21 protein-coding genes are annotated in these 22,203 nt (G+C 66.8%); 8 read left to right on the top strand and 13 right to left on the bottom strand.

Annotated elements, in window-relative coordinates:
• Nucleotides 1–37 precede the first annotated feature (37 nt).
• Entirely contained in the window at nt 38–754 is a 717-nt protein-coding gene (locus tag F9Z44_RS08395; RefSeq protein ID WP_236574298.1) for a substrate-binding domain-containing protein, read from the bottom strand.
• 134 nt (nt 755–888) lie between these two features.
• Between F9Z44_RS08395 and F9Z44_RS08390 the strand changes: the two genes are divergently transcribed.
• Nucleotides 889–1,791, top strand: a complete 903-nt coding sequence (locus F9Z44_RS08390) for a LysR substrate-binding domain-containing protein (RefSeq protein ID WP_159605191.1) — start codon at nt 889–891, stop codon at nt 1,789–1,791.
• A 3-nt stretch (nt 1,792–1,794) separates the two neighbouring features.
• Here F9Z44_RS08390 and F9Z44_RS08385 read toward each other — a convergent pair whose 3' ends face one another.
• The 9 genes from F9Z44_RS08385 to F9Z44_RS08345 form a co-directional block, all read right to left on the bottom strand.
• The gene (locus F9Z44_RS08385) at nt 1,795–2,766 is read right to left on the bottom strand and encodes an AEC family transporter (protein ID WP_159605190.1); all 972 of its coding nucleotides are present in this window, start codon (nt 2,764–2,766) and stop codon (nt 1,795–1,797) included.
• A 15-nt stretch (nt 2,767–2,781) separates the two neighbouring features.
• The gene (locus tag F9Z44_RS08380; RefSeq protein WP_159605189.1) at nt 2,782–3,690 is read right to left on the bottom strand and encodes an NAD(P)-dependent oxidoreductase; all 909 of its coding nucleotides are present in this window, start codon (nt 3,688–3,690) and stop codon (nt 2,782–2,784) included.
• Nucleotides 3,691–3,697: 7 nt separating this feature from the next.
• On the bottom strand, nt 3,698–4,693 hold the full coding sequence (locus F9Z44_RS08375; protein ID WP_442907270.1) for a Bug family tripartite tricarboxylate transporter substrate binding protein: 996 nt from the start codon (nt 4,691–4,693) through the stop codon (nt 3,698–3,700).
• Between the two features lie 7 nt (nt 4,694–4,700).
• Entirely contained in the window at nt 4,701–6,017 is a 1,317-nt protein-coding gene (locus tag F9Z44_RS08370; RefSeq protein ID WP_159605188.1) for a TRAP transporter large permease, read from the bottom strand.
• Complete coding sequence (locus tag F9Z44_RS08365; protein ID WP_159605187.1) at nt 6,014–6,490, bottom strand: TRAP transporter small permease; 477 nt, start codon at nt 6,488–6,490, stop codon at nt 6,014–6,016. The genes F9Z44_RS08370 and F9Z44_RS08365 overlap by 4 nt, the downstream gene beginning before the upstream one ends.
• A gap of 118 nt (nt 6,491–6,608) precedes the next feature.
• Nucleotides 6,609–7,646, bottom strand: a complete 1,038-nt coding sequence (locus F9Z44_RS08360; protein WP_159605185.1) for a TRAP transporter substrate-binding protein — start codon at nt 7,644–7,646, stop codon at nt 6,609–6,611.
• Between the two features lie 153 nt (nt 7,647–7,799).
• Complete coding sequence (locus F9Z44_RS08355) at nt 7,800–8,786, bottom strand: PDR/VanB family oxidoreductase (RefSeq protein ID WP_159605183.1); 987 nt, start codon at nt 8,784–8,786, stop codon at nt 7,800–7,802.
• Nucleotides 8,787–8,795: 9 nt separating this feature from the next.
• The gene (locus tag F9Z44_RS08350; protein ID WP_159605181.1) at nt 8,796–9,557 is read right to left on the bottom strand and encodes a GntR family transcriptional regulator; all 762 of its coding nucleotides are present in this window, start codon (nt 9,555–9,557) and stop codon (nt 8,796–8,798) included.
• Between the two features lie 404 nt (nt 9,558–9,961).
• Complete coding sequence (locus F9Z44_RS08345; RefSeq protein WP_159605179.1) at nt 9,962–11,050, bottom strand: aromatic ring-hydroxylating dioxygenase subunit alpha; 1,089 nt, start codon at nt 11,048–11,050, stop codon at nt 9,962–9,964.
• Nucleotides 11,051–11,189: 139 nt separating this feature from the next.
• Between F9Z44_RS08345 and F9Z44_RS08340 the strand changes: the two genes are divergently transcribed.
• Nucleotides 11,190–12,320 (top strand): 5-methyltetrahydropteroyltriglutamate--homocysteine S-methyltransferase, encoded by a 1,131-nt coding sequence (locus F9Z44_RS08340; protein WP_159605177.1) that lies wholly within the window; start codon nt 11,190–11,192, stop codon nt 12,318–12,320.
• 55 nt (nt 12,321–12,375) lie between these two features.
• On the opposite strand, the gene F9Z44_RS08335 is transcribed toward F9Z44_RS08340, so the two are convergent.
• Entirely contained in the window at nt 12,376–13,416 is a 1,041-nt protein-coding gene (locus F9Z44_RS08335; RefSeq protein ID WP_159605175.1) for a TRAP transporter substrate-binding protein, read from the bottom strand.
• 187 nt (nt 13,417–13,603) lie between these two features.
• Here F9Z44_RS08335 and F9Z44_RS08330 point away from each other — a divergent pair, with 187 nt between their 5' ends.
• Nucleotides 13,604–14,194 (top strand): 2-hydroxychromene-2-carboxylate isomerase, encoded by a 591-nt coding sequence (locus F9Z44_RS08330; protein ID WP_159605173.1) that lies wholly within the window; start codon nt 13,604–13,606, stop codon nt 14,192–14,194.
• A 3-nt stretch (nt 14,195–14,197) separates the two neighbouring features.
• Here F9Z44_RS08330 and F9Z44_RS08325 read toward each other — a convergent pair whose 3' ends face one another.
• Together F9Z44_RS08325 and F9Z44_RS08320 are read right to left on the bottom strand one after the other, a co-directional pair.
• Nucleotides 14,198–16,033: an AMP-binding protein gene (locus F9Z44_RS08325; protein ID WP_159605171.1), complete on the bottom strand. Its 1,836-nt coding sequence runs from the start codon at nt 16,031–16,033 to the stop codon at nt 14,198–14,200.
• Nucleotides 16,030–16,893 carry an amidohydrolase family protein gene (locus F9Z44_RS08320; RefSeq protein WP_159605169.1) on the bottom strand — a complete coding sequence of 288 codons (864 nt, stop codon included), beginning with the start codon at nt 16,891–16,893 and terminating at the stop codon, nt 16,030–16,032. Before F9Z44_RS08320 ends, F9Z44_RS08325 begins: the two co-directional genes overlap by 4 nt.
• Before the next feature lie 148 nt (nt 16,894–17,041).
• On the opposite strand from F9Z44_RS08320, the gene F9Z44_RS08315 reads away from it, so the two are divergent.
• From F9Z44_RS08315 to F9Z44_RS08295, 5 genes are read left to right on the top strand one after another with little or no spacing between them, the layout of a single operon-like run.
• Nucleotides 17,042–17,830 (top strand): crotonase/enoyl-CoA hydratase family protein, encoded by a 789-nt coding sequence (locus F9Z44_RS08315; RefSeq protein WP_159605167.1) that lies wholly within the window; start codon nt 17,042–17,044, stop codon nt 17,828–17,830.
• Between the two features lie 5 nt (nt 17,831–17,835).
• Nucleotides 17,836–19,701: a feruloyl-CoA synthase gene (locus tag F9Z44_RS08310; protein WP_236574297.1), complete on the top strand. Its 1,866-nt coding sequence runs from the start codon at nt 17,836–17,838 to the stop codon at nt 19,699–19,701.
• Between the two features lie 10 nt (nt 19,702–19,711).
• Nucleotides 19,712–20,959 (top strand): thiolase family protein, encoded by a 1,248-nt coding sequence (locus tag F9Z44_RS08305; RefSeq protein WP_159605165.1) that lies wholly within the window; start codon nt 19,712–19,714, stop codon nt 20,957–20,959.
• A 16-nt stretch (nt 20,960–20,975) separates the two neighbouring features.
• Nucleotides 20,976–21,740 carry an SDR family NAD(P)-dependent oxidoreductase gene (locus F9Z44_RS08300; RefSeq protein WP_159605163.1) on the top strand — a complete coding sequence of 255 codons (765 nt, stop codon included), beginning with the start codon at nt 20,976–20,978 and terminating at the stop codon, nt 21,738–21,740.
• Nucleotides 21,737–22,156, top strand: a complete 420-nt coding sequence (locus F9Z44_RS08295) for an acyl-CoA thioesterase (RefSeq protein WP_159605161.1) — start codon at nt 21,737–21,739, stop codon at nt 22,154–22,156. The genes F9Z44_RS08300 and F9Z44_RS08295 overlap by 4 nt, the downstream gene beginning before the upstream one ends.
• Nucleotides 22,157–22,203 lie beyond the last annotated feature (47 nt).

The raw sequence follows: 22,203 nt of genomic DNA, 5'->3' as shown, positions 1-22,203 counted from the left end.
GTTGTCTCCTGGGTGTCTTGTTGTGGTCTGAAAAGGCTCACGCGGGCTCCATGCCCTGTCGTCGCTTGGCATCGGTCGCCTGCGGCGCGGCCATGTACGCCAGCAGGGCGCTCACGGCCTCGGCGTGGGTCGTGTGCACCGGGATGCCAGCGGAAAACGTGGTGACGATCTGGATGGCCGCAGGCAAGGGGCCAGCTATTGCGATGCCGGCCACGCCGAGCAGTTCGCTGAGCTGCTGGAAACCCAGCTCCACCTCGCCGCGGGCCACCAACGAGGCCACCGGCACGCCGGGTGGCGCCTGAACGATGCGGCCCTGGATTTGCTCGGTGATGCCCCAGCGCTCGAACAATTTCGCCAGCGCGACACCGCTGGGCCCGGTGGAATAACTGATGCTGCGCGCGGCCAGCACGGCGCTGCGCACCGCGTCTTCGGAGCCCAGATCGGGCACAGGTGCACCGGCGCGCACGGCCACCGCCACGCCCGAGCGCACCAGGTCCACCCGGCTGCCGGGCCGCAGGTGACCGCTGGCGACCAGCTTGTCGATGGCATCCATCGCGAGGATCACGACGTCGAAGGCTTCACCGGCCTGCACCCGCCGGGCGGCGTCCACACCGCCCACCGATTCGATCGCCACCGACACGCCGCTGGCAGCCTCGAAGCCCGCCACCAGTTCGGCCAGCACCTGGCGCGTCGCCATGGACGAGATGCCATTGAGGCGGGTGTTGACAGGGGGGGTGGCAGAGGTATTTGGCATGGGCTTGGGACAAGTTGGTGGATTGTGAACCCTGCCTCTTCGCGAGAAAAGTCACATGACTGGCTAGCAGCTAGAACGAAATTACATAACTATGATCAACACCTGTTTCCACCTTCCGTTCGCCTGTCAGCACCATGGACCTCAAGCAACTCGAATACTTTGTCCGCGTGGCCGAGCTGGGCAGTTTCACGCGGGCTTCGATGGCGTTGAATGTGGCGCAGCCCGCGCTCTCGCGCCAGGTGCGCCAGCTCGAAGTGGAACTGCGGCAAAACCTGCTGGTGCGCAACGGACGGGGTGCCACCCCCACCGAAGCGGGCAAGCTGCTGCTGGCCCATGGCCGAGGCATCCTGCACCAGGTGGAGCGCGCGCGTGAAGAGCTGGGCCGCGTGCGCGGCGCGCTCGCCGGGCGCGTGGCCATCGGCCTGCCACCCAGCCTCGCGCGGGTGCTCATGGTGCCGCTCACGCGCGCTTTCCGCGCGCAACTGCCCGAGGCCAGCCTGTCCATCAGCGAAGCGCTGTCGGTCACCATGCTGGAGTGGTTGACCACCGGGCGGCTGGACATCGCCGTGCTCTACAACGCACAACCCGCCGCCGAGATCGACATCCACCCGCTGCGCGACGAAGAGTTGCTGCTGGTGGAGCCGCGCCCACCCGGCCTGAGCGAAGACCCACCCACCGCCATCAGCCTGCGCGAGGTGGCCAGCATGCCGCTGGTGATCCCCAGCCGGCCCAACGCGATCCGCATGCAGGTGGAAACCGAGATGGCCAACATCGGCTGCCGGCCCACGGTGGCGCTGGAGATCGACGGCGTGTCGGCCATCCTCGACCTGGTGGCCGACGGGGCAGGTGCCGCTCTGCTCTCGCGCAACGCCGTGGCCAGTTCGATCCGGCCGTCGGCCTACCGCATCCGCTCCGTCAGCCCGCCACTGAAGACGCGGCTGAGCCTGGCCACCAGCTCACAGCGCCCGGCCACGCTCACACAGCAGAAGACGCTGGACCTGATCCGCCAGACGCTGGACGCGCTCAACGCCCGCTGACACTCAGCCCAGCCAACCGGCGCTGTGGCGCATCAGCCAGAGGATGGCGCTGAGCGTGAAGAACGAGGCCACGGTGGTGGCCAGGAGCGCCGCCGCGGTGAAACCCTCGAAGCCGTGACGCTGCGCCAGCAGCGGGTAGATGCCCAGCATCGGCATGGCCGCCGAGAGCACGGCGGCGGCGCGCAACTCGCCCTGCACCGCGGGCAGCCCGAGCAAGGGCAGCAGTGCGACGGCGCCAAACACCGCCAGCGGATGCAGCAGCAGCTTGCCCGCGCTGATCAGCGCCACCTGCCGGCGAAGGCCGCGCACCTGCAAGCCCACCAGCGTGCCGCCGATGACAAACAGCGCGATGCCGCTGCTGGCCGCGGAAAACAGCGTGACCGTGCGGGCCACCACGGTCGGCAGTTGCCAGTCGAACAGCGCGACCACGAAGCCGGCCAGGATGGCCACGATCATGGGGTTGCGCACCAGGCGCGCGCCGGTCTGCCGCAGGGCTTGCGTGAGCGAGAGGCGCTCGCCCTCGTGCGCGCCAGCATCGGCCAGCGTGAACAGCAGCGGCAGCTTGATCAGGTTTTCCACGATCAGGTTGAGCGCCAGGATCACCCCGGCCAGCGGCCCGAAGGCCAGCAACATGACCGGGTAACCCACGTAACCGCTGTTCGAGCAGCTCATGCCCATGGCCATGTAGGCGCTTTCGGTCAGGCCCTTGCGCTGCACCTTGAGCGCGAATGCCAGCGCACCCAGCAGCACCAGCACCGAGCCCGCCGCGAAAGCCAGCAGGTAGCCCGGGTGCACCACCTCGCGCAGCGGGCGCGAAGCCAGTGAATTGAACAGCAGCGCCGGTATCGCGATCTGGATCACGAAGCGACCAAGCACGCGCATGTCGGCCTTGTCGAAGATGCGCCAGCGAACGCAGGCGAAGCCGGCTGCGATGCAGAGGTAGATCGGGCCGGTGATGGCCAGGATGTCGAGCACGCTGCGGGTCCGCGCTCAGGTCTTGCTGCCCGGCCCGCGCGCGGCGAGCAGGCGGTCGGCCCATTCCTGCCACGGCGGGCTCGGTGCCAGGCCGTCGAAATGGCCGGCGCGCGCCTGGGCAGCCATCCAGTCGTGCTTGCCGGCGATGGCCTCGGCCATGAAGGGCTCGAAGCCGGCCTCGCGCACGGTGTGCGCCGCCTCGCGCATTTCCTCGGCGCGGCGCTGGCCGTGCTTTGCCACACGACTGAAGAAGTAGCTGCCTTGCTGTTGCCAGTCAATGCCGGGAAACGTTTCCTGCAGCGTGGCGATCATGGCGTCTTCCACGCCGTGGTGGCGCGCCGTCGCATAGCTCTCCAGCACCAGGGCCTCCAGGCCCTTGATCATCACGCTGCGGCACATCTTGGTGGCCGAGGCCACGCCGATGCGCTCGCTCACCACCTGCACCTCCATGCCCCAGGCCCGCAGTTGGTCGGCCAGCTCGGCTGCGTGCAGCCCACCCAGCAGCATCGGCACACGCAGCCCGTGCGGAGGCACCGAGGTCATCACACCGGCTTCCACACAGCGTCCACCCGCCGCATCCACCAGCCCGGCGGCCCGCTGCTTGGTGCCGGGCGAGGCGGAGTTCAGGTCGAGAAAGAAGGCATCGGGCTGGACGTGGGCCGCGACGTCATGGGCCACCGCCAGGGTGCCGGATGCGGTGACGGCGGAGATCACCAACGTGGCTTGGGCGCACAACTCGGCCGCGCTGGCGCAGGTCTGCACGCCCTGTGCCGCTGCAACGGCCTGCAACTCGCTGCGCTGATCGGGGTCGGCGAGCTTCAAGTCCCACACCCCGACCCATTCGACCCCGGCGTCCTTCAGGCCGGCCGCGAAGATGCGGCCCACCTCGCCGTAGCCCACGATGCCGACGCGCTGCACCGCCATCCAGGCCTCACTGTTTTGGAATGCCGGCGCGCTCGATCACGGCGCCCCAGCGGCGGATGTCGGAGGCCAGCAGCGCGGCGGTCTGCTCGGGGGTGGACGCACGCGCGTCGATGTTGAGCCCGCGCAATTTCTCGCGCACAGCCGGGTCGGCCAGCGCCGCGGCGATCTCGCGCTGCAGGCGATCCACCACAGGACGCGGCGTCTTCGAGGGTACGGCCAGTGCGTTCCACGACGAGGCCACGAACTCCTTCACACCCGACTCCAGCGCGGTGGGCACATCGGGCAGCACGATGGAGCGCTTCTCGCCGGTCACGGCCAGGGCGCGCAGGGCTCCGCTCTGGATGTGCGTGAGCATGGGCGAGAGAATCTCGACCGCCACATCGACCTGCTGGCCACGGATCGCACCGATCAGCTCGGGTGTGCCTTTGAACGGCACGACCTGGGCCTCGATATCGGCCGTGCTCTTGAACAGTTCGGCGGCCAGGTTCTGCGTGCTGCCGATGTTGATGCTGCCCACGTTGAGCTTGCCGGGGTTGGCCTTTGCGAAGGCCACCAGCTCTTTCAGGGTCTTGTGTGGCGAGTTCGCCGGCACGATCACGGCGATGTCGAAGTAGCCCAGCGTGGACACGGGCGTGAAGTCCTTGACGGTGTCGAACGGCAGGCTCTTGAACAGGCCGGCGGTGACTGCGGTGCCGTTGGACATCAGGAACAGGGTGTGGCCATCGGGCTCCGAGCGCGCCACGGTTTCGGCCGCGACCACACCGCCGGCACCAGGGCGGTTTTCGATCACCACCGGCTGCTTGAGCAGATCGGCAAGCTTGGAGGCCACGATGCGCGCGGTCAGGTCGCCCACGCCACCAGCGGCGAACGGCACGACGATGCGAAGGTTCTTCGACGGAAAGGCCGCCTGGGCCTGGGCCGGTGCGGCCATGCCGAAGGCAGCAGCGGCGATACCGGCACCCAGAACGGTGCGGCGCGTGAGGTGTTTCAGGCTTGTTTTCATGTGCGTGTCATCCTACGAATTGAACCAGCCAGAGGGAGATGCCCGGGAAACTCAACAACAGCAAGGTGCGGAACACGTCGCTGATCAGGAAGGGCATCACGCCCTTGTAGCTCTCGCTGATCGGCACATCCTTGGCCATGCCGTTCACCACATAGACGTTCAGACCCACGGGCGGAGCCAGCAGGCCGAAGCCCACCGTCATCAGCACCATGATGCCGAACCAGATCGCCACCGATTCCTGCGACATCCCGAAGTCCAGCCCGATGACCACGGGGAAGAAGATCGGAATGGTCAGCAGGATCATGGAGAGCTCGTCCATCACGGCGCCGAGCACCACGTAGAACAGCATGATCCCGGCAACCACCATCACAGGCGAGACGTTGAGGCCCTGCACCACCTCGGCCAGCTGAGCCGGCACCTGGGTCAGCGCCAGCGAGGTGTTCATCATGTCCGCACCGATGAAGATCAGAAAGATCATGGCGCTGGCAGCAGCGGTGGAGTAGAAGCACTGACGGATCTTGGCCAGCGTGAGTTCGCGCTTGAGCATTGCGGCCACGAAGGTCGCCGCCGCGCCCACGCCCGCGCCCTCGGTGGGCGTGAACAGGCCACCGTAGATGCCACCGAAGACGATCAGGAACACGATGGCGATTGGCGCCACGCCGATGAAGGCTTCCATCGTGAGCTTGGCCTGCTCTTCGTGCTCGGGAGCATGGCCCGGCACCAGCCGCACATAGACCGCAATCGCGATCATGTAACCCACCATCGCGATGATGCCCGGCACCATGGCTGCAGCAAACAGCTTGGCGATGTTCTGCTCGGTCAGGATGGCGTAGATCACCAGCGGCACCGAGGGCGGGATCAGGATGCCCAGCGTGCCGCCCGCGGCTAGCGTGCCGGTGGACAGGCGCCCGGAGTAACCGTGGCGCTTCATCTCGGGCAGCGCCACCGAGGTGATGGTGGCGGCCGTGGCCACCGACGAACCGCAGATGGCACCGAACCCAGCACTGGCCAGCACCGCCGCCATGGCCAGCCCGCCCTTGAAGCGGGAGGTGACCACGCTGGCAAACTGGAACAGGGCCTTGGAGATGCCGCCTTGTGTGGCGAAGTTGCCCATCAGGATGAACAACGGGATCACCGACAGGTCGTAGCTGGCGAAGCGTGCGAAAGCCGCACCGTTGAGGTTGTTGAAGAACGGTGGCCAACCCACCTGAAAGATGTAGCCGAAACAGCCGGCCGAAAACATGGCGATCGCGATCGGCACGCGAATGGCCATCAACACCAGCATGGTGGCGAAGATCATCCCCGCCAGTGACAAAGAACTCATGCGCCCTGCTCCGAAAAATTGCCAAAGATGGTCTGCGTCCAGGCAATCACGCCGGTGAGGATCAGGGGCGGCACCATGAGGGCGTAGACGATCCACTCAGGGAAGGCCAGCATCATGGTGGTGGTTTGTGCGCTGTAGGCACTCATGCCGCCCACCCCGGTGCGCCAGGCCAGCAGCAGCATGGCGCCGCCCAGCAGAAAACTGCCAAAGCGGTCGAGCTGGGCGTTCGCCCCATCAGACAGCTTGGTGGTGAAGAAATCGACAATGATGTTCTCGCGCTTGAGCTGGCACCAGGGCAGGAACATGGCAACGGCTGCACCCGCCGTCACTGCCGTGAGTTCGTAGTCACCGACCAGCGTGACGCCGATGGTGTTGCGCCCGATCAGGCTCACGCAGGTGATCAGGGTGATCAGCGTGAGCAGCACGCCGGCCAGGATCGCGCTGGCACGGGCCAGCAAGGACAGTAACTTCAATTTTTCACCTTCAACAAAAAAGAAACCGGCTGCCAGCCGCCGGTTTCGGCGATGGGGAGCCGGTCGTGCAGGCCCCGGACACGATACCCCCGGGGCCGGCCGGAATTATCGCTGCCCCTTACTTCTGGTTCTTTGCGATCAGGGCGCGCGCCTCCGACACCAGCTTGGCGCCGTCGATGTTCTTGCCCTTCATCTCGTTGATCCAGTCGGTCTCCACCGTGGCGGCGGTGCGCCTCCAGCGTTGGGTCTCGGCGATGTCGAGCGCCACGATGTTGTTGCCGGCCTTCTCGGCGATGGCGCGGCCTGCCTTGTCGCCTTCGTCCATGGCGCGCCCGAAGAAAGCCGCCGTCTCGATGCCCGAGTTCTTGTCGATCACCGCCTTGAGGTCGGGCGGCAGCTTGTCGTAGGCCGCCTTGTTCATGGAGAACGCAAAGGTCTGCGTGTACAGGCCTTCCTTGCCGGCAAAGGTGGTGTGGTTCTTCACCAGTTCGGTCACCTTCAGCGAAGGCGTGACTTCCCACGGAATGGTGGTGCCGTCGATGGTGCCCTTGGAGAGCGCGTCGGTCACGGCGGGCACGGGCATGCCCACGGGGGTGGCGCCCAGCTTGGTGAGCATGTTGCTGATGATGCGCGAGCCGCCGCGCACCTTCATGCCGCGCAGGCTCTCCAGGCCGATCACGGGCGTCTTGGTGTGAAACAGTCCCGGGCCGTGGGTGTGCACGGCAATCAGCTTCACATCCTTGAATTCATCAGCCGCGAACTTCTCGACGTACTCCTGCAGCGCGCGCGACGATTGCTCGGCCGAACCGCTCATGAAGGGGAGCTCGAACACCTCGGTCTTGTTGAAGCGGCCCGGGGTGTAGCCCAGCACCGTCCAGGTCAGGTCGACCACGCCGTCGCGGGCCTGGTCAAACAGCTGCGGAGGCGCGCCGCCGAGCTGCATGGCGTGGAACAGCTGGACCTTGATCTTGCCGCCGGATTCGGCCTCGACCTTCTGCGCCCACGGGATCAGCGCCTTGGCGGGAATCGTGGCTTGCTGCGGCAGCATCTGGTGCAGGCGCAGGGTGACGGTCTGGGCCAGGGCCGAGCCCGCCAGGGTGGCGGCGGTGATGGCGCCCAGGGCCAGCAGCGTGGTGCGGCGTTTGAGGAAGGTCATGGTTTGTCTCCAGCTTTTGGGGGGGTATTGCGCCCGGGTGACAGGATCAAGATGGCCCTGCCCCGGATCGCCTCTTTATTCGAACACCCGGACTGTGCATGGGCCAGGGTGTTAACGCCAGTGTGCGAACTCACTTTCAGTTATGCCGTTATCTTATGAAACGACCTCCTCTCGCCAGGCCGTGTCCAGGGTGATGCGCCCCACCACGCGCGACACGCAGGCGCAGATGCGCTTGTTCTCCTGTTTCTCGTGGGTGCTGAGGAACACGTCGCGGTGATCGATCTCGCCGTCCAGCGCCAGCACATCCAGCGCGCACAGACCGCATTCACCCCGGCGGCAGTCGTTCATCACCTCGATGCCGGCGGCCTCCAGCACCTCGATGAGCGACTGGTCGGGCGCCACATGCAGCTCGGTCCGGTGGCGCGGCAAAGCCACGTCAAAGCCGGCCGGGGGCAACTGGCCACCGCTGCCAAAGGTCTCGAAGCGCAGGCTGGGTTCGGGCCGACCGGCGTCGAGCCAGCGCTGGCGCACGGCGCCCAGCAGGCCCGCGGGGCCGCACACATACACCTGGGCGCCCGCCGGCAACTCGTCGATCGCCCGACCCAGGTCGAGCGCCTCGCCCAGATCAGAAGCACAGGTGACCAGTGCGTCTCCCAGCAGGGCGCGCAGCGGCTCCGCGAACGCCAGTTCGGCGGTGGAGCGGGCGGCATACAGCAGCTTGACCGGCTTCCCGCGTTTGACCAGCGCCTGCGCCAGGGAAACCATGGGCGTGATACCGATGCCGCCCGCCACCAGCAGCGTGGCCGGGGCGAGAAAAGCCAGGGAAAAGTGGTTCTGCGGTGCACTCACCTCGATGCTGTCGCCCACCGCCAGCTGCCACATGGCGCGCGAGCCACCGTGGCCGTCCAGCAGGCATTTCACGGCAATGCGGTAGCCCGCTGCATCCTCGGGCAGGCCGACCAGCGAATACGAACGCGTCTGCGGCCGGCCCGCCACATTCACCTGCACCATCAGATGGGCACCAGGCGCCCAGCGCTCGGCCGCTCCTTCAGCCGGGGTGATGATGAATTCGCGCACCGTGGGCGTCACGTCGCGCAAGGCCGCGATGCGCGCGGTCTGCCAGTTGGGGTTGCTTTTCATGGTGGTCGTTCAGCGTCGTCGAATGAGTTTGATCGCAGGCATGGAGACGGGCATGTGGCCCAGGGCATGGCCGGCCAGCACCTCGCGCAGGTTGCGCTGGGCCAGGCGGGAGTGCTCGCGCATGATGGCTTCGGCGCGCGCGCCCTCGCGGCGTTCGATGGCGTCCAGCACCTGGCGGTGCTGGTCCTGCGCCACCACGAGCATGTCGCGCGCCTGCGGCGAATGCGCCTGCATCACCACAAAGCCCGAGGGCGAGGCAAACGGCAGGCTGGCCACGCGCTCGAGCTGGCGGGCGATGGTGAGGCTGTCGGCCAGCTCGTACACGAGGGTGTGGAAGTGGCTGTTGAGCGCCACGTAGTTGGCAAAGCCCTCGTCATTCAACGAGGAGGCGGCCAGCACGGTGTCGATGCGGTCCAGGCATTGTTTGGCCTCCGCCAGCACCACACCGGGCGCGCCGCGCTCGGCGGCCAGCCGGGCGAGCAGCCCTTCCAGGGTGCCGCGCAGTTCAATGGCGTCGGCAATGTCGCGCTCCGAGAACGTCTGCACCACATACCCGCCGTTGGGCAGCGCCTGCAGCAAGCCTTCTTGCTCCAGTCGCATGAGCGCAGCGCGAATCGGTGTGCGCGAAACACCCAGCCGCTCCACGATGGCGAGTTCGGCAATGCGCGAGCCACCCGGCAGTTCGCCGGAGAGGATGAGTTCGCGCAACTGCAGCAGCGCACGGACTTGGGCGCTTTCCAGGGGAGCTTCGGTGGTGATGGTGTTGGTCATGGGGTGCGGTTGCGTTCGCTGCGGGTTGGCGGGTGTCAGGGGTGGGTGTGCGGCACGCCAGCACGCCGATTGACGAGGGCTTGGGGCGCGCCGCTGGGGGCGCCTATGCGCTGGCGAGGAGCGCAGTGGCTCGGGGTTGCCGCGCTGGCGCGGCCGGGTTCGCATGTTTGAGCGAAGCGAGTTTGCGAACCCGCCTCGGGCCGCGAGCACCGCAGCGAACCCCGAAGGGGCAGCACATTGAAGCCCCCAGCGGCGCGAGGCGGGTTCGCATGTTTGAGCGAAGCGAGTTTGCGAACCCGCCTCGGGCCGCGAGCACCGCAGCGAACCCCGAAGGGGCAGCACATTGAAGCCCCCAGCGGCGCGCCCCAAGCCCTCGGCGCTCAAACGCAGGCCATAACGCTTCATCAACCCACCCGACGAATCGGAATGACCGTTGCACCACCCCGCTCCGCATCCACCATGCGGTCGATCAGACGCCGGGCCCACATCGCCCCCGCGTCGATGTTGAGGTTGTAGAACTTGTGGTCCGGGTGCTCGTCGATCGCTTTTTGCTGGGCTTCGAGCACCAGTTCGTCCTCGCGGAAGATGGTGGCCACCCCCTCGCGCAGCTGGTGCGTGAGGCGCTGCTCGCCCAGCGAGTAGTTGCGCGCAAAGGCCCAGAAATACAGGCAGGTGCCGTCGGTTTCGGGCGTGATGGTGTTGAGCACGTAGCCGTTCACACCCTGGCTGCGGTCGCCGCCGTCTTGCGGCAATGCACCGCTGCCGGCGGGCGCCACGCCCACGTCAATGGCCACGGTGCACGGCGCCTCGAAGCGCACGATCTGCCAGCGGTCCACCGGGCCTGTGTAGCCGCGCGCATCCTGGATCTGCCCTGCCCAGAACGGCGGCGCCTCGATGTTTTCCATCCAGCGCGTCACGGTGGCGAAACGCTCTCCGTGCGTGGCCACGAACGGGGCTTCGGCCACCGCGCGGTTGCCGATGCTGCTGCCGTGCACGAAGGTCTCGTGCGTCAGGTCCATCAGGTTGTCCACCACCAGTCGGTAGTCGCACTGCACGCGGATCATCTTGCCGTCGCCGGCCCACGCGGGGTCGTCGTTCCAGTGCAGGTCGGGCACCAGCGCCGGGTCGGCCAGGGCCGGGTCGCCCGGCCACACCCACACGAAGCGGTGCTTCTCCACCACCGGGTAGGAGCGCACGCAGGCCGAGGGGTTGAGGGTTTCCTGGCTGGGCATGTGGGTGCAGCGGCCCTCGGCGTTGTAGACCAGGCCGTGGTAGCCACACACCACCTCGTCGCCTTCCAGCCGGCCCATGGACAAGGGCAGCAGGCGGTGCCAGCACGCGTCTTCGAGCGCTGCGGCCACGCCCGTGGTCTGGCGGTAGAGCACCAGTTTCTGGTTGCAGATGGTGCGGGCCAGCAGGCTGCGGCCGACCTCGACGTCGTACGCGGCGGCGTACCAAGCGTTCAGCGGGAAATGGGCTTTGTCGGTGTTCATGGATACGCAATGTATACAGAAACACCGTTCAAACCAAGAAAATTCTGACTTTCAAGCCATTTTTTCCAATTTATGTATTCATTGAGCCCACTCACATTCGCTGTAAAGTTGCCTCTCCACCCCACAACGAGGACGACACATGACACTGCGCAGCCACCCTCCCTTCCGCGCCGACCACGTCGGCAGCTTCCTGCGTCCAGCCTATTTGCTCGAAGCGCGCGACCAGTTCTTCAACCAGAAAAGCATCACCGCCGAGCAGTTGCGCAAAGTCGAAGACCGCGCCATCACCGAGATCGTTAAGTTCCAGGCCGACGTGGGCCTCTCCTCGATCACCGACGGTGAATTCCGCCGCACCTATTTCCACATCGACTTCCTGGAGCAGCTCGGCGGCGTGAAGACCGATATCCCGGTGACCATCGTCAAACCCGACGGGACCGAAGAACTGGCCCCGCCGGTGATCCGCGTGATCGACAAGGTGCGCCACGCCAAGAACATCCAGCTGGCCGACTTCGAGTTCCTCAAGGCGCAGGTGGAAGCCCTGGGCAAGCCGGGCCTCACGCCCAAGGTGACGATTCCCTCGCCCACCATGCTGCACTTTCGCGGCGGGCGCGCCGGCATCAGCAAAGAGGCCTACCCCGAGCTCGACCCGGTTTTCTACGACGACGTGGCCAAGGCCTACGGCGAAGAGCTGCAAAGCCTGGCCGACGCCGGCTGCACCTATGTGCAGATGGACGACACCAACATGGCCTATCTGTGCGACGAGCGCATGCGCGAAGCCGCCCGCAGCCGAGGCGACGACCCCAACGAACTGCCGCACCGCTACGCGCAGTTCATCAACAAGGTGGTGGCACACAAGCCCGCCGGCATGACGCTGGCCATGCACCTGTGCCGAGGCAACTTCAAGAGCACGCACGCGGCGGCCGGCAACTACGAGCCGGTGGCCGAAGCACTGCTGAGTGAGATGAAGCTCGACGCCTTCTTCCTCGAATACGACGACGAGCGCTCGGGCGACTTCCGCCCCTTGCGTTACCTGGGCAAGGACAAGATCGTGGTGCTGGGCCTGGTGACCACCAAGTTCGGCCAGCTGGAGACCAAGGACGCGCTCAAGCGCCGCATTGAAGAAGCCGCGAAATACGCGCCGCTCGACCAGATGTGCCTGTCGCCGCAGTGCGGTTTCTCCAGCACGGTGCACGGCAACAACATCGCGATGGAAGACCAGCGCAAGAAGCTCGCGCTGGTGGTGGAAACCGCCCAGGACGTCTGGGGCTGAGCCAACGCAAAAGGGCCGCGCAAAGCGGCCCTTTTGCACCTATGGAGTCACCCCATCACTTGATTTGCCTGGCAATCAAGGCACGCGCCTCGGCCACCAGCTTCGCGCCGTCGATGTTCTTGCCCTGCACTTCCTTGACCCAGTCGGCCTCCACCGCCACGGCTGCAGCCTGCCAGCGCTTGGTCTCGGCGGCGTCCAGCGTCACGATGTTGTTGCCGGCCTTTCTGGCCACCTCCAGGCCTGCCTTGTCGCCCTCGTCCATCGCACGGCCGAAGAAGGCCGCGGTCTCCACGCCCGAGTTCTTGTCGATCACCGCCTTCAGATCGGCCGGCAGCTTGTCGTAGCTGGCGCGGTTCATCACCAGCGCAAAGGTCTGGGTGAACAAGCCGGTCGGACCTGAGAACGTGGTGTGGTTCTTCACCAGCTCGGCAATCTTCAGCGAGGGCGTCACCTCCCAGGGAATGGTGGTGCCGGCGATCGTGCCCTTGGAGAGCGCGTCGGTGACCGCATGCACCGGCATGCCCACCGGCGTGGCGCCAAGCTTGGCCAGCATGTTGCTGATCACACGCGAACCACCGCGCACCTTCATGCCACGCAGGCTCTCCAGACCCGTCACCGGGTCCTTGGTGTGGAACAGGCCCGGGCCGTGGGTGTGGGCTGCCAGCAGTTTCACGTCCTTGAACTCGTCAGCGGCGAACTTCTCCACGAACTCGTGGAAAGCGCGCGAGGCCGGCTCGGCCTGACCGCTCATGAACGGCAACTCGAACACCTCGGACTTGTTGAAACGGCCCGGCGTGTAGCCCAGCACTGTCCAGGTCAGGTCCACCACGCCATTGCGGGCCTGGTCGAACAGCTGCGGCGGCGTGCCACCCATCGACATCGAATGGAACAGTTGCACCTTGATGCGCCCACCGGATTCGGCCTCGATCTTCTTGGCCCACGGCGCAATGGCGCGCGCGGGAATGGTGGCCGAGGGCGGCAGGAACTGGTGCAGGCGCAGCGTGACGGTCTGCTGGGCCAGGGCGCTGCCCGCCAGGGTGGTCGCGCCCAGCGCGGCCATCGCCACGATGGCGTTGCGGCGTTTGAGAGAAGTCATCGAAAGATTCCTGTCGTCAGAAAAGAGTGGCATTCGGCGGCCCCTCGGGAGGGGCGCCCGGACATGTGTCACGTCAGACACAGGGCCGGTACTGTGCCGCCAAGGCTTTACGTACACCAGCCCGTTTCCCGACTTGCAGCTATTCCGTGTCGGCATGAAACGCGCGCCGCGTGGATACCATGCACGCATGACGCCACCGCTCGCCTTCCATTTCGATTTCATCTCCCCCTTCGGCTACTTCGGCTCGCTGCGCATCGAGGACCTTGCCGCGCGGCACGGCCGCACGGTTGAATGGCACCCCATGCTGCTGGGTGTGTCGGTGATGAAGGTGATGGGCCTCAAGCCCTTGCTGGACACACCGCTGAAAGGCCCCTACACCGAGCGCGATGTGCTGCGCTATGCACGCGAACACAACGTGACCATGCAACGCCAACCCAGCGACCCGGTGATGAACCCGCTGGCCTGCGGACGCGCGATGGCTTGGGTGAACCGCCACCAGCCCCAGCGCGCGGCCGAGGTGGCGCACGCCCTCTACGGCGCGTACTGGGGTCGTGGGCTGGACCTGTCCACGCCCGAGTCGCTGAACCCCGTTGTGGGCGAAACAATTGCGCAAGCCGCTGCCAGCGACGAAGCTGCAGCACTGCTGCGCGCCGAGGTCGACACCGCGCTGCAGGCCGGCGTGTTCGGCTCACCCACCGTGGTGGTCGATGGCGAGCCGTTCTGGGGCATCGACAAGTTCGAGCAGATCGACCGCTGGCTCACGCGCGGTGGGTGGTGAACCTCAGCCGAAGCGGATCTCGACCGCCAATGCAATGGCCGCGAGCGCGGCGCGCAACCGCTGCGACAGGTCTTCATCGGCGGCACCGCCCAGCGTGATCAGTGCGCGCTGGCGGCCACCTTCGTCGCTGGCCTCCACACGCACCACACGGCCCGGCGCCAGTTCCTGCGCGATCTCGCTCAGGCGGATCTCGATGGCCCGAAGCCGCAGCGTGGGCTTGAACACCTTGCCGATGGCCGTCAGCGGCAGCAACTCGACCAGCACCACGCGCTTCGGGCACGCCGGCCGCTCATACACGTGCGGCGCCACCTCGCGCAACAGTGCGTCGGCGTCCAGGCCCGCGCCGGCGCGCAACACCACAAAAGCCACCGGCACCTCGCCCGCGTAGGCATCGGGCTCGGCCACCACGGCGCACTGCAGCACGGCGGGGTGGGCCATGAAGGCGTCTTCCACCAGGCCGGGGTCGATGTTGTGCGAGCCACGGATGATCACGTCCTTGGCGCGGCCGGTGATATGGATGCGACCCGCCTCATCGAGATGACCGAGATCGCCGGTGACGATCCAGCCGCTTTCGAACAGGCCGGCGTTGCGCTTCGCATCGAGGTAACCCGGGCTCATGTGCGGGCCTCGCAGCACCAGAACACCGGTTTCTCCCGCCGCGCATCGTTCGCCGAGCTTCGCCTCGCCGTCTCGCCAGGGCACGGCGTGCACCTCGGTGTAGGGCAGGCGCAGGCCGGCCGAGCCGGGCGTGCGCGGTCCGCGCAGCGGCTCGATGCTCACCAGCCCCGCGCACTCGGTCATGCCCAGGATGTTGCGCACGGGAATGCCGGTGGCGGCCTCGAAGCGCTGCGCCAGCTCGGCCGGCAGCGGTGAGCCCCCGGTGAAGGCGGCGCGCACGCTGGCGATGTTGGCGTTCACCGGCACACCCAGCAGGCTGGCCAGCACGGTGGGCACGCAGGCCAGGTGCGTCACGCGCTCGCGTTCGCAGAACTGCCAATAGGCCTTCACAAAGCCGGTGTTGCGCATGCCGCTCAGCGTGGGCAGCACCTGGCGCGCGCCGATGGCCAGCAGCGCCAGGCCATACACGAAGGCGCCGGCCACATGAAACAGCGGGAAGCCGTTGATCTCCACCGCGGTTTCGTCCATGTCATAGAAGGCGTGGGCGAACCAGGCGGTGTGGGCCTCGTTGCCAGCCGTGTGCTGCGCGAGCTTGGGAGCGCCCGTGGTGCCACCCGTGTGGAACAGCGCCACCACACGGTCGGGGTTCAGGTCGGGCTCGAAGGTCAGCGTGTCCGGCTGCGCGGCCATGAGGTCTTGCAGCGACGGCGTGCCGGGGACCGCCTCATGCACGTCGATGGGCACGAGCACGGTGGCGTGCAACGCCTGCACGGCCAACGCCGTGGGCCACACCGCCAGCTCCGCATTCGGCCCGAGCGCCACCAGCACCTTGGCACCCGAGGCTTGCAGCAGCGCGGCGATGTGGTCCGGTTGCAGCAGGAAGTTGATCGGGCACACGCGACCCGCCAGCTGCGCGCCCCACAGCACGGCATGCGCCTGCGGCGTGTTGGGGGCGAGCATGGCCACGGCGTCCGCCTCATGCACACCAAGCACGCGAAACGCATTGGCCGCGCGGTGGATGTGGGCCAGCAGCTCGCGGTAGGTCACGCGTTGCGGCGGCGTGTCCAGCGACGCGTCGGGCAGGAAGGTGAATGCCTCGCGGTCCGGAAAGCGCGCAGCCGTGGCGCGGATGAGCTCATACGGCGTGCGGTGCGGCGCCACCTCGGCCAGCGGGCGTCGCTCCAGCGCCTCGATGTCGGCAAGCGAGTTGAAGGCCTTCATGCCAAGCCGAGCAGACGGACCGCGTTGCCTTTCAGGATGCCGGGCATCACCTCGGGCTTGAAGCCGGCCACCTCAAAGTCCTTCATCCAGCGCTCGGGCGTGATCAGCGGGTAATCGCTGCCAAAGAGGATGCGGTCTTTCAGCAGCGTGTTCGCGTACTGCACCAGCTGCTTCGGAAAGTACTTCGGGCTCCAGCCACTCAGGTCGATCCACACATTGGGCTTGTGCGTGGCCACGCTGAGCGCCTCGTCCTGCCACGGAAAACTCGGGTGCGCCATGACGATCTGCATGTCGGGGAAATCGATGGCCACATCGTCCAGGTGCATGGGGTTGCTGTACTCCAGCCGCAGGCCGCCGCCACAGCGCATGCCACTGCCAATGCCGCTGTGCCCGGTGTGAAAGATCGCGGGCAGCTTGTGCGCATTGATCACCTCGTAGATCGGCCAGGCCATCTTGTCGTAGGGGTGGTAGCCCTGCACGGTGGGGTGGAACTTGAAGCCCTTGATGCCCTCCTCCTTGATGAGACGCTCGGCCTCGCGCGCGCCCATCTTGCCTTTGTGCGGGTCGATGCTGGCGAACGCAATCATCATGTCGCTGTTCTCGCGCGCGGCCTGCGCGATCTCCTCGTTCGGAATGCGCCGGCGGCCCAGTTGGGACTCGCTGTCCACGGTGAACATCACCAGCCCGATCTTCTGCTCGCGGTAGTAGGTCACCGTCTCGGCAATGGTGGGCCGGCGGTTGCTGCCGAAGAACTTGTCGGCCGCGCGGTCGTACTCCTCGCCGTAGTTGTCGAAGGGGTTGCGGCAGCTCACTTCGGCGTGGGTGTGGATGTCGATTGCGATCAGGTTCTTGTGGTCCATGGATGTCTCTCGGTGGGGGTCAGACCTAGGGAAAACACGGGGTTCGGTCGGACGGGATTGCCTTGTTTTGGTTATTGTTTATAACCATAATCAGCCCTCGATTCAAGCGCAAAAACCCCGAACAGGCGGCCGACGCCGACACCCCGACATGCCCATCCATTCCACCGACATCAGCCTGAGCCTGCAAGGCACTTCATCTGAAATCGCCGTCATCACGCTCAACCGCCCGGCCAAGCGCAACGCGCTCAACGACGGCCTGATCCTGGCCATCCGCGACATGTTCCAGGCCATGCCGCACGGCGTGCGCGCCGCCGTCATCCACGGCAGCGGCGACCACTTCTGCGCCGGTCTCGACCTCTCCGAACTCAGCGAGCGCGACGCCGGCCAGGGTCTGCACCACTCGCGCATGTGGCACAGCGCGCTGGAGTGTGTGCAATACGGCCCGGTGCCGGTGGTGGCGGCCCTGCACGGCGCGGTGGTGGGTGGTGGCCTGGAACTGGCCAGCACCTGCCACATCCGCGTGGCCGACGAATCGGCCTTCTTCGCACTGCCCGAAGGCTCGCGTGGCATCTTCGTTGGCGGCGGCGGTTCGGTGCGCATCCCGCGCCTGATCGGCGCCGCGCGCATGGCCGACATGATGTTCACCGGCCGTGTCTACAAGGCGGCAGAGGCCGAACGCGTGGGCCTCACGCAGTACCTCGTGCCGCAAGGCACGGCGCTGGAAAAGGCCATGGAACTGGCCGCGCGCATCGCGCAGAACGCACCGCTGACCAACTACGCGCTGATGCACGCGCTGCCGCGCATCGCCGAACAACCGGCCGACCAGGGCTACCTCACCGAAGCCATGATGGCCGCGATCGCGCAGAGCGACCCGGAAGCGAAAACGCGCGTGCGTGCGTTTCTCGAAGGTCGTGCCAACAAGGTCAGCAAGGACTGAGCGCCATGAGCCAGAACCCGACCATGGCCCGCTACCGGCCCCTGAAGTTCGGCGTCACCCGCGCCACCCTGCGCGACGGCGCCCAGGGCACGCATTACCTGAGCGCTGATCAGGACCTGCCGCCCTTCCCTGAGCGCATCACCGACCGGCTGGTGCACTGGGCGAAGACGCGCCCCGAGCAGACGGTGTTTGCCCGGCGCACCAGGAACGCCGACGGCACAACCGGCGACTGGCGCCACATCACGTTCGCGCAGGCACTCGACGCCGCGCGGCGCATCGGTCAGGGCCTGATCAACCGCGGTCTGTCGTCCGAGCGCCCGGTGCTGATCCTGAGCGAGAACGACCTCGAACACGCGCTGCTGGCGCTGGGCTGCGCCTACGCCGGCATCGCGTATTGCCCGACCTCGCCCGCCTACTCCCTGGTGAGCCAGGACTTCGACAAGCTGCACCACGTGGTGAAGACGCTGACGCCCGGCCTGGTGTTTGCCAGCGACGCGCAGCGCTACAGCCGCGCCATGCTCGCCACGCTGGGCGACGGCGTGGAGCTGGTGACGACCGAAGGCACAGTGCCCGGCCGCGCCACCACCTCGTTCGCGGCTCTGCTGGCCACCGAGCCCACGCCTGCGGTGGACGCCGCCATGGCCGCCACGGGGCCAGACACCATCGTCAAGTTCCTCTTCACCTCGGGCTCGACCAAGATGCCCAAGGCCGTGATCAACACACAGCGCATGTGGTGCGCCAATCAGCAACAGATGATGGCGTCGATGCCGGTGCTGGCCGAGAGCCCGCTGGTGCTGGTGGACTGGCTGCCCTGGAACCACACCTTCGGCGGCAACCACAACGTGGGCATGGTGCTGTTCCACGGCGGCACGCTCTTCATCGACGACGGCAAACCCACGCCCGCGCTGATGGGCGAGACGCTGCGCAACCTGCGCGAGATCGCGCCCACGGTGTACTTCAACGTGCCCACCGGCTTCGAGGCGATTGCCAACGCCATGAAGACCGACGAGGCCCTGCGCAAGACGCTGCTCTCGCGCGTGCAGATGTTCTTTTATGCCGGCGCCTCGCTGGCCCAGCCGGTGTGGGATGCCCTGCACGCCGCGCAGGAAAGCGAGATCGGCGAGCGCATCGTCATGGGCACCGGCCTGGGCATGACCGAGTCCGGCCCGTTCGGCATTTTCGTGACCAGCCCCAATGTGAAGGCCGGTGACCTGGGCCTGCCCACGCCCGCGCTCGAACTCAAGCTGGTGGACGCGGGTGGCAAGACCGAGGTGCGCTACAAGGGTCCCAACATCACGCCCGGCTACTGGCGCATGCCGGCCGAGACGGCCGAGGCCTTCGACGAAGAAGGCTTCTTCAAGACCGGCGACGCGGTGAAGTGGATCGACGAGACCGACATCCACCTCGGCCTGAAGTTCGACGGCCGCATTGCCGAAGATTTCAAGCTCGCCACCGGCACCTTCGTGAGCGTGGGCCCGCTGCGCGCCAAGATCATCGCGGCCGGCGCGCCCTACATCCAGGACGTGGTGATCACCGGCCTGGACATGAAGGAAGTTGGCGCCATGGTGTTTCCCACGCAGCTGGTGCGCACGCTCAGCGGGCTGGGTGCAGAAGCCTCCCTGCACGACGTGCTCAACAGTCCGCCGGTGCTCGCGCACTTCCAGCGCGTGGTGACCGATCTGGCCAAGACATCCACCGGCAGTGCCAGCCGCATTGCACGCCTGTGCCTGCTGGCCGACCCACCCACCATCGACCGCGGTGAGGTCACCGACAAAGGCTCGATCAACCAGCGCGCAGTGCTGGCGCACCGCGCCGAGACCGTGGCCCTGCTGCACAGCGACGGCCTGCACGCGATCCTCAAACCTGAATAAAGAGACTCCCATGGCAACCCGCGGATTCTTCAACGCCTTCGACGACGTCTGGCTGCTGGCCGGCGTGCGCACCCCCATGGTGGACTACTGTGGCGCGCTCGGTCACATCTCGCCCACCGACCTCGGCATCAAGGCCGCGCGCGCGGCGCTGGAGCGCGCCGGCGTGCCGGGCGAGCACATCGGCTCGGTAATCGCGGGCAACATGGCGCCCGGCGACTTCGACCAGTTCTTCCTGCCGCGCCACATCGGCCTGTACGCCGGTGTTCCGGTGGAAGTGCCAGCCATCATGGCGCAGCGCATCTGCGGCACCGGCTTCGAGCTGTTCCGCCAGGCCGGTGAACACATCCAGGGCGGCGCGTGCGATGCCGCGCTGGTGGTGGGCACCGAGAACATGACGCGCAACCCGATTGCCGCCTTCGACCACCGCACCGGCTTCAAGCTCGGCGCACCCGTGGGCTTCAAGGACTACATGTGGGAAGCGCTCAAAGACCCGGCGGCCGGCATCAACATGATCCAGACCGCCGAGAACCTCGCGAAGCAATACGGCATCACGCGCGAGGAAGTGGACGCATTCGCATCAGCCTCCTTCGCCAAGGCCGTGGCCGCGCAGGAGAGCGGTTTCCTAGCGGGTGAGATCGTGCCGGTGGTCAGCGAGAAGTTCGAACTCGCCGGCTACAAGCCGCGTGGCATCAAGCTGCAAGGCAAAGCAGCCGAGGTGGCGGCCGACACCCACCCGCGCGTCTCACCGGTGGAGGTGCTGGCCAAGCTGCGCGCGGTGTTTGAAGGCGGCGTGCAGACCGGTGGCAACAGCTCGGCGCTGGTGGACGCGGCCGCGGCTTGCGTGGTGGCGTCAGGAAGTTACGCGAAGGCCAACGGCAAGCAACCGCTGGCCCGCGTGGTTGCTGCATCGGCCGTGGGCGTGCCGCCCGAAATCATGGGCATCGGCCCGGCGCCCGCCATCCGCCTGCTGCTGGAGCGCACCGGCCTGAAGCTGGCCGACATCGCCCGCTTCGAGGTGAACGAAGCACAGGGCGCACAAACACTCGCCGTGGCGCGCGAACTGGGCATGGACCTAGACCGCCTCAACGTCAACGGCGGCGCCATCGCACTGGGCCACCCACTCGCCGCCACCGGCGTGCGCCTCACGCTCACGCTGGCGCGCGAGCTGCAGCGCAGCGGCCAGCGCTACGGCATCGCCAGCGCCTGCGTGGGCGGCGGCCAGGGCATGGCCCTTCTCATCGAAAACCAGAACGCATGAACACAAGGAGAACACCATGAACATTCAAGGACATGCCGCCCTCGTCACCGGCGGTGGCTCGGGCCTCGGCGAAGCCACCGCGCGCGAACTCGCGCGCCTGGGCGCCAAAGTCGCCGTGCTCGACGTGAACCTGGACAACGCCAAACGCGTGGCCGGCGAGATCAACGGCATTGCCTGCCATTGCGACATCACCAACACCGAGAGCCTGCAGGCCGCCATGGACGCCGCTGAGGCTGCCCACGGCCCGGCCCGCATCCTCATGAACATCGCCGGCATCGGCAGCGCCAAGCGCGTGGTGGGCAAAGACGGCTCGGCCGCGCCGCTGGAAGACTTTGCCAAGGTGGTCACGGTCAACCTCATTGGCACCTACAACGCCAGCCGCCTGTTCGCCGCCGCCTGCGCGAAGCTGGAACCGCTGGAAGACGGTGAGCGCGGCGTGATGGTGTTCACCGCCAGCGTGGCCGCGTTCGACGGCCAGGTGGGCCAGCAGGCCTACAGCGCGTCCAAGGGTGGCCTGGTGGGCATGACGCTGCCGATGGCGCGCGATCTGGCGCAACACGGCATCCGCGTGTGCACCATTGCGCCCGGCCTGTTCAGCACGCCGCTCATGCGCACCCTGCCCGAGCCGGTGCAGGCCTCGCTGGCGGCGAGCATCCCGTTCCCGCCGCGCCTGGGCAAGCCCGAGGAGTTCGCCGCACTGGCCGCGCACATCGTCACCAACACCCACCTGAACGGCGAAGTCATTCGTCTGGATGGCGCCCTGCGGATGGCCCCCCGATGAGCAAAGTTGTCGTGTACGAAGTGGAGGTGATGTTCGGCGACTGTGACCCGGCCGGCATCGTGTTCTTCCCCAACTTCTCGAAGTGGATGGACGCATCTTCGCTGAACTTCTTCGTGAAAAACGGTGTGCCGCCCTGGCGCGAGCTGGTCAAGACACGCGGCATCGTCGGCACGCCGCTGCTGGAAATCCACACCAAGTTCATGCGCCCCGCCACCTACGGCGAACGCCTGCAGATCCACACCAGCGTGACCGAATGGCGCGAGAAGGTCTTCATGCACAAGCATGTGGTCAAACGCGGCGATGACGTGTTGTGCGAAGGCAGCGAGACGCGCGCCTTCGTGATCCACCCGCCCGAGGCACCCGACCGCATCAAGGCCATTCCCGTGCCCGAGGACATCAAGGCACTGTGCACTTGATGGCCAACTGATCCTTACCCAGCCCTTTCCCAACCACCCCGAAGGAG

Origin of the sequence: Hydrogenophaga sp. PBL-H3, assembly GCF_010104355.1 — a bacterium.
Lineage (GTDB): Bacteria > Pseudomonadota > Gammaproteobacteria > Burkholderiales > Burkholderiaceae_C > Hydrogenophaga.
The sequence above is the reverse complement of the archived record's forward strand: the minus strand, read 5'-3'. Positions and strand labels throughout refer to the sequence as shown.

Coding starts and splice junctions, on each gene's coding strand:
- F9Z44_RS08395 (WP_236574298.1), bottom strand. CDS start 754: ATGCCAAATACCTCTGCCACCCCCCCTGTCAACACCCGCCTCAATGGC.
- F9Z44_RS08390 (WP_159605191.1), top strand. CDS start 889: ATGGACCTCAAGCAACTCGAATACTTTGTCCGCGTGGCCGAGCTGGGC.
- F9Z44_RS08380 (WP_159605189.1), bottom strand. CDS start 3,690: ATGGCGGTGCAGCGCGTCGGCATCGTGGGCTACGGCGAGGTGGGCCGC.
- F9Z44_RS08375 (WP_442907270.1), bottom strand. CDS start 4,693: ATGAAAACAAGCCTGAAACACCTCACGCGCCGCACCGTTCTGGGTGCC.
- F9Z44_RS08370 (WP_159605188.1), bottom strand. CDS start 6,017: ATGAGTTCTTTGTCACTGGCGGGGATGATCTTCGCCACCATGCTGGTG.
- F9Z44_RS08360 (WP_159605185.1), bottom strand. CDS start 7,646: ATGACCTTCCTCAAACGCCGCACCACGCTGCTGGCCCTGGGCGCCATC.
- F9Z44_RS08355 (WP_159605183.1), bottom strand. CDS start 8,786: ATGAAAAGCAACCCCAACTGGCAGACCGCGCGCATCGCGGCCTTGCGC.
- F9Z44_RS08350 (WP_159605181.1), bottom strand. CDS start 9,557: ATGACCAACACCATCACCACCGAAGCTCCCCTGGAAAGCGCCCAAGTC.
- F9Z44_RS08345 (WP_159605179.1), bottom strand. CDS start 11,050: ATGAACACCGACAAAGCCCATTTCCCGCTGAACGCTTGGTACGCCGCC.
- F9Z44_RS08340 (WP_159605177.1), top strand. CDS start 11,190: ATGACACTGCGCAGCCACCCTCCCTTCCGCGCCGACCACGTCGGCAGC.
- F9Z44_RS08335 (WP_159605175.1), bottom strand. CDS start 13,416: ATGACTTCTCTCAAACGCCGCAACGCCATCGTGGCGATGGCCGCGCTG.
- F9Z44_RS08330 (WP_159605173.1), top strand. CDS start 13,604: ATGACGCCACCGCTCGCCTTCCATTTCGATTTCATCTCCCCCTTCGGC.
- F9Z44_RS08325 (WP_159605171.1), bottom strand. CDS start 16,033: ATGAAGGCCTTCAACTCGCTTGCCGACATCGAGGCGCTGGAGCGACGC.
- F9Z44_RS08320 (WP_159605169.1), bottom strand. CDS start 16,893: ATGGACCACAAGAACCTGATCGCAATCGACATCCACACCCACGCCGAA.
- F9Z44_RS08315 (WP_159605167.1), top strand. CDS start 17,042: ATGCCCATCCATTCCACCGACATCAGCCTGAGCCTGCAAGGCACTTCA.
- F9Z44_RS08310 (WP_236574297.1), top strand. CDS start 17,836: ATGAGCCAGAACCCGACCATGGCCCGCTACCGGCCCCTGAAGTTCGGC.
- F9Z44_RS08305 (WP_159605165.1), top strand. CDS start 19,712: ATGGCAACCCGCGGATTCTTCAACGCCTTCGACGACGTCTGGCTGCTG.
- F9Z44_RS08300 (WP_159605163.1), top strand. CDS start 20,976: ATGAACATTCAAGGACATGCCGCCCTCGTCACCGGCGGTGGCTCGGGC.
- F9Z44_RS08295 (WP_159605161.1), top strand. CDS start 21,737: ATGAGCAAAGTTGTCGTGTACGAAGTGGAGGTGATGTTCGGCGACTGT.